Below are 14,716 nucleotides of genomic sequence, written 5' to 3' on the forward strand. Positions count from 1 at the left end.
TAACTTTTTGGGGTCAGATCAAATAGAGATCGCTTTTTCATCATAATTAGCAATGACTAGTGCTTAAATAATATTGGTGATCGCATCATCAATATATAGTTTTGCTCCTTCTGCGGAATTAGAAGTATAGAGGGTATAACTATGCTCTGTACCATCTAATGCGGTATGAGTAACCTTTTCGGTACCTTTTGTAAAGGTACCCTTCGTATCCACAGTATCGTTGCTATCGCCGGAAATATATAATGGATTAGAATTTGAATTTGCCAATACATCTGATGCCTTCAGAACCACTTTCTGCGCTCCTGTTGCCGTCATATCAACCGCTTCAAATTCTCTTAAACCATCCGGTTTACTAGTACCAGATCCAGAATATCCAGAATGGAGATTTACCGTTGTGCCGCTACCGCTAATCGCAATAGTATCAAAACCTTCTCCACCACGAATATCGGTTTGATTACGCCCAGAATTGATTTCATTTCCCTTATTATTGTACTCAATTGCACTATAATCTTTTGTGAACTCAATTACATCATCACCGGCGCCACCGGTAATTTTGTAGTAATGGTTATCGGTTGTATAACCAACATCGCCCAGAATGATCTTATCGTTACCAGCTCCACCATCAATGGAAGTATCTCCAACGTGAGTCTTATAGGTGGTAGTGAATTGTGCATTACTCAAATCAATAGTGTCGTTACCATCACCACCATAGATATGCGTCATACGTAAATCACTTGCCACTACAACTAAATTGTCATCGCCATCACCAAGTTCTACATTGACCCAGAATAAATCACCTTTACCACGATTTGGTTTCAAGATAACGGTATCATCTCCGGTGCCCGCTTGAATATCAGTATATTGAATATTCCCGGCACCTTTTTCCCCCATTGATAACTTGTCGTTACCTTCACCAAGATCAATCTTGTTCCAATTGGTTCTCTTATTAACATCCTTGACAGCAGGTGTATTACCAAGTGCTCCACCACCAATAATAACCGTGTCATCGCCTATTCCTAGGTCAATCTGATTATTCAGACCGAATAATTTTCCACGCACAGTTAATACATCATCCCCATCACCGGTTTGAATAACTGAATTATTCTTTGCATTTAAAGAACGAAGGTTACCACGAATATCAACTTTATCTTCATCGGCACCCGTGTTAATTTTCGTACTAATGGCATTATTGGTAATAATAACTTTGTCTTTTCCCGCATTGGTATTAATTGTACCGCCGGTAATTGACATTCTGCCGGTAATATCATCAGCACTGGTTCCTTTACCGACCACAACAAGATCATCATTATCTCCGGTATTAATCTGTCCCTTGTCGCCAATCTTACCGGCAGATAACGGATTTTTATCTTTAATTTTTTTCACAATTCCTGAACTAGGATTATTCGGAACTGTACGTCCGGTAATAATCACATTAGGATCAGTAACCGGTCGATCATCCTCATCTTTATCATCAGCTAAATCCTTATCAGTAGGTTCATCTGAAGTGTCAGTATCTTCCTCCCAACCAGTGGTGTCTACCCAATTGTTGCTGTCTGTTGGAGGAGTCACTTCCGGTACTTGGATACCATCAAGTGCTTCCGCTTCTTTCGCTAAGTCCGCTTTGTCCGCATTGTCATCCGGTAACGCCTTAATCGCTTTTTCCGCCGCCGCTTTCTTATCCGCCGCGTCTTTCGCTTTCGCTTCTAAGTCCGCTTTTTCTTCCGCGGTGATATTTTTGTCTTCATCGGCTTTCGCTAAAGCGTCTTTCGCCGCTTTATCCGCCGCTTTGGCTTCTTCAAGTGCTGCTTTTGCGTCTTTTGCCGGATCTTCTTGCGGGGTCACGTCCGGTACTTCAATACCGTCCAGTTTACCCACTTCGTCCGTTAAGCCTGCTTTCTCCGCGTTATCCGCCGGTAAATCGTTGATGGCTTTTTCCGCCGCCGCTTTCTTCTCTGCCGCCTCTTTCGCTTTCGCTTCTAAGTCCGCTTTTTCTTCCGCGGTGATATTTTTGTCTTCATCGGCTTTCGCTAAAGCGTCTTTCGCCGCTTTATCCGCCGCTTTGGCTTCTTCAAGTGCTGCTTTTGCGTCTTTTGCCGGATCTTCTTGCGGGGTCACGTCCGGTACTTGGATACCGTCCAGTTTACCCACTTCGTCCGTTAAGCCTGCTTTGTCCGCATTGTCATCCGGTAACGCCTTAATCGCTTCTTCCGCCGCCGCTTTCTTATCCGCCGCCTCTTTCGCTTTCGCCTCTAAGTCCGCTTTCTCTTCCGCGGTGATATTTTTGTCTTCATTGGCTTTCGCTAACGCGTCTTTCGCCGCCTTGTCCGCCGCTTTGGCTTCATCTAACGCCGCTTTCGCGTCTTTTGCCGGATCTTCTTGCGGGGTCACGTCCGGTACTTGGATACCGTCCAGTTTACCCACTTCGTCCGTTAAGCCTGCTTTGTCCGCATTGTCATCCGGTAACGCCTTAATCGCTTCTTCCGCCGCCGCTTTCTTATCCGCCGCCTCTTTCGCTTTCGCTTCTAAGTCCGCTTTCTCTTCCGCGGTGATATTTTTGTCTTCATTGGCTTTCGCTAACGCGTCTTTCGCCGCTTTATCCGCCGCTTTGGCTTCATCTAACGCCGCTTTTGCGTCTTTTGCCGGATCTTCTTGCGGGGTCACGTCCGGTACTTCAATACCGTCCAGTTTACCCACTTCGTCCGTTAAGCCCGCTTTCTCCGCGTTATCATCCGGTAACGCCTTAATCGCTTCTTCCGCCGCCGCTTTCTTATCCGCCGCCTCTTTCGCTTTCGCCTCTAAGTCCGCTTTCTCTTCCGCAGTGATATTTTTGTCTTCATTGGCTTTCGCTAACGCGTCTTTCGCCGCCTTGTCCGCCGCTTTCGCTTCATCTAACGCCGCTTTTGCGTCTTTTGCCGGATCTTCTTGCGGGGTCACGTCCGGTACTTCAATACCGTCCAGTTTACCCACTTCGTCCGTTAAGCCTGCTTTCTCCGCGTTATCCGCCGGTAAATCGTTGATGGCTTTTTCCGCCGCCGCTTTCTTATCCGCCGCGTCTTTCGCTTTCGCTTCTAAGTCCGCTTTTTCTTCCGCGGTGATATTTTTGTCTTCATTGGCTTTCGCTAACGCGTCTTTCGCCGCTTTATCCGCCGCTTTCGCTTCATCTAACGCCGCTTTTGCGTCTTTTGCCGGATCTTCTTGCGGGGTCACGTCCGGTACTTGGATACCGTCCAGTTTACCCACTTCGTCCGTTAAGCCTGCTTTCTCCGCGTTATCATCCGGTAACGCCTTAATCGCTTCTTCCGCCGCCGCTTTCTTATCCGCCGCCTCTTTCGCTTTCGCCTCTAAGTCCGCTTTCTCTTCCGCGGTGATATTTTTGTCTTCATTGGCTTTCGCTAACGCGTCTTTCGCCGCTTTATCCGCCGCTTTGGCTTCATCTAACGCCGCTTTCGCGTCTTTTGCCGGATCTTCTTGCGGGGTCACGTCCGGTACTTGGATACCGTCCAGTTTACCCACTTCGTCCGTTAAGCCTGCTTTCTCCGCGTTATCATCCGGTAACGCCTTAATCGCTTCTTCCGCCGCCGCTTTCTTCTCTGCCGCCTCTTTCGCTTTCGCTTCTAAGTCCGCTTTTTCTTCCGCGGTGATATTTTTGTCTTCATTGGCTTTCGCTAAAGCGTCTTTCGCCGCCTTGTCCGCCGCTTTCGCTTCTTCAAGTGCTGCTTTTGCGTCTTTTGCCGGATCTTCTTGCGGGGTCACCTCCGGTACTTGAATACCGTCCAGTTTACCCACTTCGTCCGTTAAGCCTGCTTTCTCCGCGTTATCATCCGGTAACGCCTTAATCGCTTCTTCCACCGCCGCTTTCTTCTCTGCCGCCTCTTTCGCTTTCGCTTCTAAGTCCGCTTTTTCTTCCGCGGTGATATTTTTGTCTTCATTGGCTTTCGCTAAAGCGTCTTTCGCCGCCTTGTCCGCCGCTTTGGCTTCTTCAAGTGCTGCTTTTGCGTCTTTTGCCGGATCTTCTTGCGGGGTCACCTCCGGTACTTGAATACCGTCCAGTTTACCCACTTCGTCCGTTAAGCCCGCTTTGTCTGCGCTATCATCCGGTAACGCCTTAATCGCTTCTTCCGCCGCCGCTTTCTTCTCTGCCGCCTCTTTCGCTTTCGCTTCTAAGTCCGCTTTTTCTTCCGCGGTGATATTTTTGTCTTCATTGGCTTTCGCTAAAGCGTCTTTCGCCGCCTTGTCCGCCGCTTTGGCTTCTTCAAGTGCTGCTTTTGCGTCTTTTGCCGGATCTTCTTGCGGGGTCACGTCCGGTACTTCAATACCGTCCAGTTTACCCACTTCGTCCGTTAAGCCCGCTTTCTCCGCGTTATCATCCGGTAACGCCTTAATCGCTTCTTCCGCTGCCGCTTTCTTATCCGCCGCCTCTTTCGCTTTCGCTTCTAAGTCCGCTTTTTCCGCTTCGTCAATCTTGCCGTCTTCATTGGCTTTCGCTAAGGCGTCTTTCGCCGCTTTGTCCGCCGCTTTGGCTTCTTCAAGTGCTGCTTTTGCGTCTTTTGCCGGATCTTCTTGCGGGGTCACGTCCGGTACTTGGATACCATCAAGCGCTTCCGCTTCTTTCGCTAAGTCCGCTTTGTCCGCATTCTCATCCGGTAAGTCGTTGATGGCTTTTTCCGCTGCCGCTTTCTTATCCGCCGCCTCTTTCGCTTTCGCTTCTAAGTCCGCTTTTTCCGCTTCGTCAATCTTGCCGTCTTCATTGGCTTTCGCTAAGGCGTCTTTCGCCGCTTTGTCCGCCGCTTTGGCTTCATCTAACGCCGCTTTTGCGTCTTTTGCCGGATCTTCTTGCGGGGTCACGTCCGGTACTTGGATACCATCAAGCGCTTCCGCTTCTTTCGCTAAGTCCGCTTTGTCCGCATTCTCATCCGGTAAGTCGTTGATGGCTTTTTCCGCCACCGCTTTCTTCTCTGCCGCGTCTTTCGCTTTCGCTTCTAAATCCGCTTTTTCCGCTTCGTCAATCTTGCCGTCTTCATTGGCTTTCGCTAAAGCGTCTTTCGCTGCTTTGTCCGCCGCTTTGGCTTCTTCAAGTGCTGCTTTTGCGTCTTTTGCCGGATCTTCTTGCGGGGTCACGTCCGGTACTTGAATACCGTCCAGTTTACCCACTTCTTCCGTTAAGCCTGCTTTGTCCGCATTGTCATCCGGTAACGCCTTAATCGCTTCTTCCGCCGCCGCTTTCTTATCCGCCGCGTCTTTCGCTTTCGCTTCTAAGTCCGCTTTGTCTTCTGCACTGATGCTGCCGTCTTTTTGCGCTTCGGCTAAGGCTTCTTTCGCTGCTTTGTCCGCCGCTTTGGCTTCTTCAAGTGCTGCTTTTGCGTCTTTTGCCGGATCTTCTTGCGGGGTCACGTCCGGTACTTGGATACCGTCCAGTTTACCCACTTCGTCCGTTAAGCCTGCTTTGTCCGCATTGTCATCCGGTAACGCCTTAATCGCTTCTTCCGCTGCCGCTTTCTTATCCGCCGCGTCTTTCGCTTTCGCCTCTAAGTCCGCTTTCTCTTCCGCGGTGATATTTTTGTCTTCATTGGCTTTCGCTAAAGCGTCTTTCGCCGCCTTGTCCGCCGCTTTCGCTTCATCTAACGCCGCTTTTGCGTCTTTTGCCGGATCTTCTTGCGGGGTCACGTCCGGTACTTGGATACCGTCCAGTTTACCCACTTCGTCCGTTAAGCCTGCTTTGTCCGCATTGTCATCCGGTAACGCCTTAATCGCTTCTTCCGCCGCCGCTTTCTTATCCGCCGCCTCTTTCGCTTTCGCTTCTAAGTCCGCTTTCTCTTCCGCGGTGATATTTTTGTCTTCATTGGCTTTCGCTAACGCTTCTTTCGCCGCCTTGTCCGCCGCTTTGGCTTCTTCAAGTACTACTTTCGCGTCTTTTGCCGGATCTTCTTGCGGGGTCACGTCCGGTACTTGGATACCGTCCAGTTTACCCACTTCGTCCGTTAAGCCTGCTTTCTCCGCGTTATCATCCGGTAACGCCTTAATCGCTTCTTCCGCCGCCGCTTTCTTATCCGCCGCGTCTTTCGCTTTCGCCTCTAAGTCCGCTTTTTCCGCTTCGTCAATCTTGCCGTCTTCATTGGCTTTCGCTAACGCTTCTTTCGCCGCCTTGTCCGCCGCTTTGGCAGCCTCAACTGCAGTTTTGGCTGTATTCAAGGCCTCATTATTTGTATCAGAGTCAGAGTTGGAAGAACTACCGCCGGATGAGCTAGATGAACTTGCAATCAGTGCTCCTAAACCAATGATCCCCAAGCCGGCAAACACCCAACCCCAATTCGGTAAAAACGGAACTACAAAAGGTTCGCCGCCAAGAACTTCGGCGGCGATAACGTTTTGCTGTAATGCGGCAATGGCATCGGCACTTTCACCTGTCTGCGGGAAATAAGCATAGTAAGAATGATTCTCTGCTAAACCGATAACAGGGCTTAACTCATCATTAGCGTAGTAATCTTCAATAATTAGACTTGGTGAATTTTTTTCATCTTCAAACGCAATTTCTAAATTATTGCCATTGCGTTTAGCAAAAATAGGTTGAGGAGCTAATTGAGTGGAATCATCAACCAATTCAAAGGTGATTTTTTCTACCGGTTGTTTGATAACGGTAGCCGCACCTTTTTGATTGGTAATTGCAACGGTTTGCAATGTTTTACCACTCTCTGTATTGATTTTTAGGGTAATGTTATTCATAAAAAATCCCTCCTTAATTTAGTATCTTTTTATGAACGATTAATTACTTAAAAAAAGTAAAAACTTACCCATTGTAAAAAAAAAAAAAAAAAAACAAGCCCTAAACACCTAATTTTTAAGTTTTTTTTATTGAAAAATTAATTGAATTTAGCAAATACGCGGTACTTACTATTTGCTATTCTAGAATGAGAAATAGGATGAAGAAAAATGGCACGCCCTAAAGGATTCGAACCTTTGACCCACGCCTTAGAAGGGCGTTGCTCTATCCAGCTGAGCTAAGGGCGCATTTTAGGAATACTTCTTTTGTATGAAACTTCGGGGGAAATATAAAAGAGGTGGTCGGCGAGATAGGATTTGAACCTACGACCCACTGGTCCCAAACCAGTTGCGCTACCAAGCTGCGCTACTCGCCGATAAGTGGGGCTAATTATAGTGAGGTTTCTTATTCAGTCAATCAATTTTTATCATTTTATAGTTAATTGCTTAAAATTATCTCATTTTTTTAATCCGGTACATTTGGATTTTGTAAATCTATGCATTGTCAGATAGAATAGCAAACGTTTACGTTTCATTATTGAGGATTTTCAATGACTGCACAAATCATTTCGGGTACTGCACTTTCTAAGCAGATAAAATCCGAAGTTTCACAAAAAATCGTACATTATCGTAATGAAGGGAAGCGTACTCCCGGGCTTGCAGTTATCCTTGTCGGTGCGGATCCGGCTTCCCAAGTATATGTAGGAAGCAAACGCCGTAGTTGTGAAGAAGTGGGCATTACATCTCAATCTTATGACTTACCGGAAACAACAACCGAGCAAGAATTACTTACATTAATTGATCAGTTAAATGCCGATGAAACCATTGATGGTATTTTGGTTCAGTTGCCGCTTCCAAAACAAATTAATTCAGAAGCAGTCATCGAGCGCATTGATCCGAAAAAAGATGTAGATGGTTTTCATCCTTATAATGTGGGGCGTTTATGCCAACGAATTCCGACACTACGCGCCTGTACGCCTTATGGAGTGATGAAACTACTGGAAACAACGGGAATTGATTTACACGGTAAACACGCTGTTATTGTTGGTGCTTCAAATATTGTCGGTCGCCCAATGTCCTTAGAATTGTTGCTTGCAGGCGCAACGGTTACCGTTACTCATCGCTTTACAAAAGATCTTGAAAGCTATGTTCGTCAAGCCGATGTGCTTGTGGTTGCAGTGGGGAAACCAAACCTTGTGCCGGGTGAATGGGTAAAAGAAAATGCGGTCGTCATTGATGTGGGCATTAATCGCATTGACGGTAAACTAGTTGGGGACATCGGATTTGAAGCGGCAGCCCAAAAAGCAAGTTATATCACCCCGGTTCCCGGTGGAGTTGGTCCGATGACGGTTGCAATGTTAATGTACAACACGCTTTATGCCTATGAGCACAATAATAAGTTGAAATAATCGGTATTATACATCGGTTGCACAAAACAGAGTAGGGTGTGTTAGCCAAAGGCGTAACGCACCTTAAACCCAAGTTTGGTGCGTTACGGTAAGCCTAACGCCCCCTACATTTGAATTAAAAACAGCCTTTTGTGCAACTGCTACATAATATCGGGAAAACGAAAAAGTGCGGTCAATTTTGACCGCACTTTTGTTTTCATCGTTAATGTAGCTTCAACCTTGGTTTTAAATAACGGTTAATTTTATCCACCAAGATAATCAAGCCGATTTTAATACAACCGTGCAACGCATGTTGATGCATACGATATAAGGAAACATAAGCGAATTGTGCGAATTTTCCATGTACGGTTAGCGGATTTTTACCAAATTTATTGGTTAAACTTCCTAATGCCGTGAAACTAGAGAGGGATACCAACGTCCCTTTATCATTATATTTAAAGGCTTTTAACGGCTTGTTATCAAAGATCGCAAAGATATTTTTCGCACAAGCTTTTGCCATTTGGTGTGCCGCTTGTGCGCGAGGTGGAACCAATTTTCCATTTTCTTGAGTTAATGCCGCACAATCGCCAATAGCGAAAATACTGTCATCTACCGTTGTCTGTAACGTATCTCTTACTACCAATTGATTGATTCGATTAAGCTCCAAACCATCAAAATTGTGAGTCACTTTCGAGGTGCGAACCCCTGCCGCCCAAACGATTAAATCCGCTTTAATTTCTTCGCCTTCTTTGGTAATCAGCGTGTTAGGTTGGGCTTCGGTAATCATAGTATTTAATTTTACATTCGCCCCCATTTCCTCAAGTTCATCCAGCACTGCTGCGGATAAATCTTCAGGTAATGCCGGTAATAAACGAGAACCGGCTTCTACCAATGTAACTTGTAAACAATCGGTATTAATTTTGCCATAACCGTAAGAAGATAAATCTTCAGCGGCATGATACAGTTCAGCCGTTAGTTCCACACCGGTCGCACCGCCTCCAACAATGGCAACATTCACTTTATTTTCATCCACCAATTTTTGTTTAAATTCTTCTTCGCCAATATCGTCTAATGCGCGATTTTCTGAAAATTTTAAGAACAATTCCAACATTTTATGTTGAAAACGCAATGCTTGATCGGAACTATCTAGGAAAATGCAGTTATCAGCGACCCCTTTGGTATTAAAATCGTTAGATTTACTCCCTATCGCTATCACTAAGTAATCGTAAGGGATACGGCGGGCAACTACGAGCATATCCCCCTCTTGACCATAAACCGGAGCAAGCTCCACATATTTCTGCTCTCGGTTAATACGAATAATTGAACCTTGCTCGAAACTAAAATAATGATTTTTACCATGAGCGCGATAGCTTAACGAATCGACTCCATCATCCATCACACCTGTTGCAATTTCATGTAATAAAGGTTTCCAAAGATGAGTTGCATTACGATCTACTAAAGTAACTTTAGCCTGTTTTTTACGACCCAGCTTATCCCCTAGGAAGGTCGCCAGCTCAATACCACCGGCACCGCCACCAACGATGACTACGTTTTTCATTAATTTCTCCTAAAATGATTAAATTTCGTTAAAAATGTTAAATTAATGTAATAATAACATAAAACAACAGGTGGGATCATTACTCACTAAGGAGAAAAGATTAAGTTTGGTGAGCCTGATTATAGAGAGGTTCAAGCGATCGTATCGTTTCAGTAATAAAGGTGATGGTATCCAATTTTGCTAAATCTGCTTTTTCAACATTTTTGCCTATACACCAAAAATCGTTATCGTTACGTAGAAGAAGATCTTGTTGAGTAAATTGCTTCGCTTGTCGAAAATCATCATACTCACTTTCATCACCACGCCACAAATCAAAATCAGCAAACTTGATGAAGTCAAAATTCTCCAACCATTGATTATATTGTTGCACGTTAATTTGTGAGCGATCTGCGCGATAACAATGCCAATCCAAGCTTACAGAAAGTCGGCGACGATTTAACAGCACAGAAAAAATTGCAGCTGAATTTTGATTAAACTCATATTTAAAATAGGCAAAGAAATGCGCGCGTACCTGCCAACCATTCGTCCAACTTTCAATATGAGGTTTTGCAAAAGGTGCGCCAAGTTGAGCCGAAACAGCCTGAATTATTGCTTTCCAATTATCCCATTCTTTCTTATAACGTGCTTTGATTGACGGAATTTCTTCCGGACAAAATTTTTTCATTTGAGCAAATTGGAAAAAAGGAATATTGAAAAGATCGCAAGATTGTGCAGATAAACTCGGTATCATCATTGTCTTTCCTATGGAATAATATTTGCTACAACAGGTTTTAGATTAAAAATCACAGTAATTTTTGACCGCACTTTGCGTAAAAATTTGCTTATCTTCCCAACGCAACATCGTCATTCGGTTATTCCACACACAACCGGTATCAAGCGCATAAATATTCGGCGGTGTAATTTCATCAACCAAACTTGCCCAATGTCCAAATATAATCGACATTTGCCGATAAAGCGGATTATCCAAATTAAACCAAGGTGTGAGTTCTGCCGGGGCTTCTTTAGGAGGCAATTTACAAACAAAATCCAAACGATGGTCAAAATAACAAAAACGCATACGGGTAAATACGTTAATGATATAACGCCAACGATCGATACCTTCTAGATCGACCGACCAGCGGTCGGGCTGATTTTCATACATTTGAGAAATCAAAGCGTAAAAATCCCCGTTTTGTAATATATTTTCCACTTCTTTGGCACAAGCCTTCGCCGTGGCGAGATCCCAGTCAGGCGAGATTCCCGCGTGCGTCATCACAAAATTAAATTCTTCGTGATGTACAAGTAAAGGTTGATGACGAAGCCAATCAATAAGCACTTCAAAATCCGGTGCTTGAAAAATCGCTTCAACGTGATCACGGGGTTTAACTTTTTTAATACCGAGTGCGGTTGATATTAAATGCAGATCGTGATTACCCAGCACCGTTTGTGCCGCATTGCCGAGAGATTTTACAAAGCGCAAACAGTCTAAAGATTTATCTCCACGGGCAACAAGATCACCGACAAGGTAAAGTTTATCTTTATTTGGGTTGAATTGAACACGTTTTAACAAAAGCTGCAATTCATCAAAACAACCCTGTAAATCGCCGACTAAATAAGTTGCCATTTTGACCGCTCTTTTAAGTAAAAAATTTAAACGATGCCATTACTAGGCTTCGTCATCTATGATTTCGTTTTTATTGACATCAACAGGGGGATTATCCGCCAACCAATTCGCCAAACGTGCATAATCCGCAATCGAGAGATTTTCCGCCCGAGCATTGAGATCAACCCCAAGTGCGGTCAAATTTTCAGGAGAAAATAAACCGGAAAGGGCATTACGCAATGTTTTACGGCGTTGATTAAACGCCTGTGAACACACACGATTTAACCAATATAAATCTTTTACAGGGTGAGGGAGTTCTTTATGCGGAATTAAGCGCACGACTGCCGAATCCACTTTAGGCGCAGGTTTAAATGCGCTCGGCGGAACTTCCAACACCGGCATCACTTGGCAGAAATATTGCGCCATAATCGTTAAACGTCCATAAGCCTTGCTGTTCGGCGCAGCACATAAACGTTTCACCACCTCTTTTTGCAACATAAAATGCATATCTTGAATAACATCATGATAGTTGAATAAATGGAACATTAATGGCGTTGAAATATTATACGGTAGGTTACCAAACACACGTAATTTTTGCTTTGATGTATGAGTTTGTTCCGCATAAAGAGAGCCGAAATCAAACTGCATTGCATCGGTTTCAATAACATTTAATTTTTGGTGTAAAAAAGGATGATGACGTAAACGTTCGGCGAGATCGCGGTCAAGTTCAACCACAGTTAAGTGATCAACTTGCTCGCCAACCGGTTCGGTTAATGCGCCAAGTCCTGGGCCAATTTCAACCAAAAATTGCCCTTTTTGTGGATAAATCGCGGCAACGATATTTTGAATCACGTTATTGTCGTGCAAAAAGTTTTGTCCGAAACGTTTACGGGCAGTATGCCCTAGGTGTTTTTTTGAGTTCATAATATGCTTATCTTTTATAAAATTGCGTTCATTATAGAGCCTGTTTCGGGATTGTAAATCGTCACGCATTTAGACTAAATCAACTTTTTTCCCCTCAATTTTATTTTCATCTTTCGCATAATCCCAAAAACGGCTATAATCCGCGCGTTTTTTATCAAAATTGACCCAAAGTGCGGTCAAAAAACCATTATTTTTTAGAGGATACAATGGCAAAAGAAGATAGCATTGAAATGCAAGGCACCATTTTGGAAACCCTACCGAACACGATGTTTCGTGTGGAATTGGAAAATGGTCACGTGGTAACGGCGCACATTTCAGGAAAAATGCGTAAAAACTATATTCGCATTTTAACCGGCGATAAAGTTACCGTGGAGATGACTCCTTATGACTTAAGCAAAGGACGCATTGTTTTTCGTAGTCGCTAGTTTTATTCCACTAAGCAAAGCCGATAATTTTATCGGCTTTCTTTTTGTTCAAAAACAACTCAAATCGGTTGCGGAATGCAAAATTTTATGTATAATCCGCAACCCTTAGCCACATTGAATTTTCGTTCCTTGCCTTTGCAGATTGGTGGCTAATCTACGTCAAAGGCTGATTAACCCGTAAGGAGCAGTAATGCGTCACTACGAAATCGTGTTTATGGTTCACCCGGACCAAAGCGAGCAAGTATCAGGTATGATTGAACGTTACACAGGTTCTGTAAAAGAAGCAGGTGGTCAGGTTCATCGCCTAGAAGATTGGGGTCGTCGCCAATTAGCGTACCCAATTAATAAATTACACAAAGCACATTATGTGCTTATGAATGTAGAAGCGCCTCAACAAGTAATCGACGAGCTAGAAACGACTTTCCGTTATAACGATGCTGTATTACGCAGTCTTGTTATCCACACTAAGCACGCCGTAACAGAAGCGTCCCCAATGGTTAAAGCAAAAGATGATCGCAAAGCTTTAGCTGAAATTGAAAACAACGATTTTGAGGATGCTGAAGAGTAATTCAAATATTGATAATCGCTTATCGTTAATAGGAGTTGTAACTCAATCTCCTAAGCATTCGAAAAGTCCGAATGGAATTGAGCATTGTGGTTTCTGGTTAGAGCATCGTTCAGAAAAAATCGAAACCGGATTATCGCGCCAAGCTTGGCTAAAAATGCCAATTCAAGTAAGTGGTCATCAATTAGTAGAAAAAACTCAAAGCATTACGGTCGGCAGTCAACTTTTGATCGTGGGTTTCATTACCTCACATAAAACCTCAAACGGTTTAAATCAATTAGTATTACATGCCGAGCAAATCGAATTTATAGATTAGGAGACAGCCAAATGGCACGTTATTTCCGTCGTCGTAAGTTCTGCCGTTTCACAGCGGAAAATGTTGTAGAAATCGATTACAAAGATATTGCGACATTAAAGAACTACATTTCTGAAAGCGGCAAAATTGTACCAAGCCGTATTACCGGTACTCGTGCGAAGTACCAACGTCAATTAGCCCGTGCAATCAAACGCGCGCGTTATTTAGCGTTACTTCCATACACTGACAACCATCAGTAATTAAGGAGATACGGTAATGCAAGTAATTCTTTTAGATAAAATCGCTCACCTAGGTAATGTAGGTGATCAAGTTAATGTTAAATCAGGTTTTGCACGTAACTTCTTAATCCCACAGGGTAAAGCTGTTATGGCAACTAAAGCTAACATTGAACATTTTGAAGCACGTCGCGCTGAATTAGAAGCGGCAGCAGCGGCAAACCTTGCAGCAGCACAAGCTCGTGCGGCACAGGTAACTGCACTAGAAACAGTAAGTATTGCATCAAAAGCCGGTGATGAGGGTCGTTTATTCGGCGCAATCACAACTCGTGATATTGCTGAAGCAGTGACCGCAGCGGGTGTTGAAATTGCGAAAAGCGAAGTTCGTTTACCAAACGGTCCAATCCGTACTCTTGGTGAGCACGATGTTCGTTTCCAACTTCACGGTGAAGTATTCGCATCATTAAACATTATTGTTGTTGCTGAATAATTTATCCTATGGATAAAAAACCCGACTTTGGTCGGGTTTTTCTTCTTTAGAGTGTAATGAAATACTAACTACTTTCAGCCCTTCTTATTTTAGCTAGGGTTTATATGTCCCTCGTTCGACAATAATGCCCACACTATGTGCTTGTGCAACTGCCTTTGGCTTACTTAACTTTAAACGCAAACCCGAAATACCGAAATGTTGTTGTAATTGGTTTGCTACTTCATAAGCTAGACGTTCTACAAGGAGAAAAGGCTTCCCCTGCACATAATCTATAATAAACTGACTAACTTCTGCATAATTTAAGCAATATTGAACATCATCCGTTTCAGCAGCTTTACGGCAGTCCCACATCATTTCAATATCAAAAATAAGTTTCTGTTTAATTTTCTGCTCCCAATCATAAACCCCAATTTGAGCAAATACGGTTAATTCTTCAATAAAAATACGATCCATATCAGGTTCCTCCAAAATTATTGTAGGCGTATGCTATCAAGTTT

General features: G+C 43.9%; 13 protein-coding genes and 2 tRNA genes. 6 read left to right on the top strand and 9 right to left on the bottom strand.

What is annotated here, in order from left to right; all coding sequences use genetic code 11:
• Positions 1–63 precede the first annotated feature (63 nt).
• The 3 genes from HEMROJRC1_RS03020 to HEMROJRC1_RS03030 form a co-directional block, all read right to left on the bottom strand.
• Positions 64–6,720 (bottom strand): calcium-binding protein, encoded by a 6,657-nt coding sequence (locus HEMROJRC1_RS03020; RefSeq protein WP_226691571.1) that lies wholly within the window; start codon positions 6,718–6,720, stop codon positions 64–66.
• A 208-nt stretch (positions 6,721–6,928) separates the two neighbouring features.
• Positions 6,929–7,005: transfer RNA gene (locus HEMROJRC1_RS03025), tRNA-Arg, on the bottom strand.
• A 51-nt stretch (positions 7,006–7,056) separates the two neighbouring features.
• Positions 7,057–7,133: transfer RNA gene (locus HEMROJRC1_RS03030), tRNA-Pro, on the bottom strand.
• A gap of 174 nt (positions 7,134–7,307) precedes the next feature.
• Between HEMROJRC1_RS03030 and folD the strand changes: the two genes are divergently transcribed.
• Positions 7,308–8,165 (top strand): bifunctional methylenetetrahydrofolate dehydrogenase/methenyltetrahydrofolate cyclohydrolase FolD, encoded by an 858-nt coding sequence (gene folD, locus HEMROJRC1_RS03035; RefSeq protein ID WP_226691572.1) that lies wholly within the window; start codon positions 7,308–7,310, stop codon positions 8,163–8,165.
• Between the two features lie 202 nt (positions 8,166–8,367).
• Here folD and HEMROJRC1_RS03040 read toward each other — a convergent pair whose 3' ends face one another.
• From HEMROJRC1_RS03040 to HEMROJRC1_RS03060, 5 genes are all read right to left on the bottom strand, one after another.
• The gene (locus HEMROJRC1_RS03040) at positions 8,368–9,702 is read right to left on the bottom strand and encodes an NAD(P)/FAD-dependent oxidoreductase (protein WP_226691573.1); all 1,335 of its coding nucleotides are present in this window, start codon (positions 9,700–9,702) and stop codon (positions 8,368–8,370) included.
• Positions 9,703–9,802: 100 nt separating this feature from the next.
• Complete coding sequence (locus HEMROJRC1_RS03045; protein WP_226692917.1) at positions 9,803–10,429, bottom strand: glucose-6-phosphate 1-dehydrogenase family protein; 627 nt, start codon at positions 10,427–10,429, stop codon at positions 9,803–9,805.
• Positions 10,430–10,477: 48 nt separating this feature from the next.
• On the bottom strand, positions 10,478–11,305 hold the full coding sequence (apaH, locus tag HEMROJRC1_RS03050) for a bis(5'-nucleosyl)-tetraphosphatase (symmetrical) ApaH (RefSeq protein ID WP_226691574.1): 828 nt from the start codon (positions 11,303–11,305) through the stop codon (positions 10,478–10,480).
• Between the two features lie 42 nt (positions 11,306–11,347).
• Positions 11,348–12,208: a 16S rRNA (adenine(1518)-N(6)/adenine(1519)-N(6))-dimethyltransferase RsmA gene (rsmA, locus tag HEMROJRC1_RS03055; RefSeq protein ID WP_226691575.1), complete on the bottom strand. Its 861-nt coding sequence runs from the start codon at positions 12,206–12,208 to the stop codon at positions 11,348–11,350.
• Positions 12,209–12,277: 69 nt separating this feature from the next.
• Positions 12,278–12,421: a hypothetical protein gene (locus tag HEMROJRC1_RS03060; RefSeq protein ID WP_226691576.1), complete on the bottom strand. Its 144-nt coding sequence runs from the start codon at positions 12,419–12,421 to the stop codon at positions 12,278–12,280.
• On the opposite strand from HEMROJRC1_RS03060, the gene infA reads away from it, so the two are divergent.
• From infA to rplI, 5 genes are all read left to right on the top strand, one after another.
• A complete protein-coding gene (infA, locus tag HEMROJRC1_RS03065) occupies positions 12,415–12,633 on the top strand; it encodes a translation initiation factor IF-1 (RefSeq protein WP_013746899.1) in 219 nt (72 codons plus the stop codon). The two genes, HEMROJRC1_RS03060 and infA, sit on opposite strands and share 7 nt — an antisense overlap.
• 190 nt (positions 12,634–12,823) lie before the next feature.
• On the top strand, positions 12,824–13,201 hold the full coding sequence (gene rpsF / locus HEMROJRC1_RS03070) for a 30S ribosomal protein S6 (RefSeq protein ID WP_226691577.1): 378 nt from the start codon (positions 12,824–12,826) through the stop codon (positions 13,199–13,201).
• Positions 13,188–13,514, top strand: a complete 327-nt coding sequence (gene priB / locus HEMROJRC1_RS03075; RefSeq protein WP_226691578.1) for a primosomal replication protein N — start codon at positions 13,188–13,190, stop codon at positions 13,512–13,514. Before rpsF ends, priB begins: the two co-directional genes overlap by 14 nt.
• Positions 13,515–13,525: 11 nt before the next feature.
• Positions 13,526–13,753: a 30S ribosomal protein S18 gene (rpsR, locus tag HEMROJRC1_RS03080; RefSeq protein ID WP_005598105.1), complete on the top strand. Its 228-nt coding sequence runs from the start codon at positions 13,526–13,528 to the stop codon at positions 13,751–13,753.
• Positions 13,754–13,769: 16 nt separating this feature from the next.
• Positions 13,770–14,219, top strand: a complete 450-nt coding sequence (gene rplI, locus HEMROJRC1_RS03085; protein WP_226691579.1) for a 50S ribosomal protein L9 — start codon at positions 13,770–13,772, stop codon at positions 14,217–14,219.
• Between the two features lie 93 nt (positions 14,220–14,312).
• On the opposite strand, the gene folB is transcribed toward rplI, so the two are convergent.
• Positions 14,313–14,672 (bottom strand): dihydroneopterin aldolase, encoded by a 360-nt coding sequence (gene folB / locus HEMROJRC1_RS03090; RefSeq protein WP_226691580.1) that lies wholly within the window; start codon positions 14,670–14,672, stop codon positions 14,313–14,315.
• Positions 14,673–14,716 lie beyond the last annotated feature (44 nt).

Origin of the sequence: Rodentibacter sp. JRC1 (assembly GCF_020521555.1) — a bacterium.
Classification (GTDB): Bacteria; Pseudomonadota; Gammaproteobacteria; order Enterobacterales; family Pasteurellaceae; genus Rodentibacter; species Rodentibacter abscessus.

Coding starts and splice junctions, on each gene's coding strand:
- infA (WP_013746899.1), top strand. CDS start 12,415: ATGGCAAAAGAAGATAGCATTGAAATGCAAGGCACCATTTTGGAAACC.
- folB (WP_226691580.1), bottom strand. CDS start 14,672: ATGGATCGTATTTTTATTGAAGAATTAACCGTATTTGCTCAAATTGGG.
- rpsR (WP_005598105.1), top strand. CDS start 13,526: ATGGCACGTTATTTCCGTCGTCGTAAGTTCTGCCGTTTCACAGCGGAA.
- HEMROJRC1_RS03040 (WP_226691573.1), bottom strand. CDS start 9,702: ATGAAAAACGTAGTCATCGTTGGTGGCGGTGCCGGTGGTATTGAGCTG.
- priB (WP_226691578.1), top strand. CDS start 13,188: ATGCTGAAGAGTAATTCAAATATTGATAATCGCTTATCGTTAATAGGA.
- rplI (WP_226691579.1), top strand. CDS start 13,770: ATGCAAGTAATTCTTTTAGATAAAATCGCTCACCTAGGTAATGTAGGT.
- folD (WP_226691572.1), top strand. CDS start 7,308: ATGACTGCACAAATCATTTCGGGTACTGCACTTTCTAAGCAGATAAAA.
- apaH (WP_226691574.1), bottom strand. CDS start 11,305: ATGGCAACTTATTTAGTCGGCGATTTACAGGGTTGTTTTGATGAATTG.
- rpsF (WP_226691577.1), top strand. CDS start 12,824: ATGCGTCACTACGAAATCGTGTTTATGGTTCACCCGGACCAAAGCGAG.
- rsmA (WP_226691575.1), bottom strand. CDS start 12,208: ATGAACTCAAAAAAACACCTAGGGCATACTGCCCGTAAACGTTTCGGA.
- HEMROJRC1_RS03020 (WP_226691571.1), bottom strand. CDS start 6,720: ATGAATAACATTACCCTAAAAATCAATACAGAGAGTGGTAAAACATTG.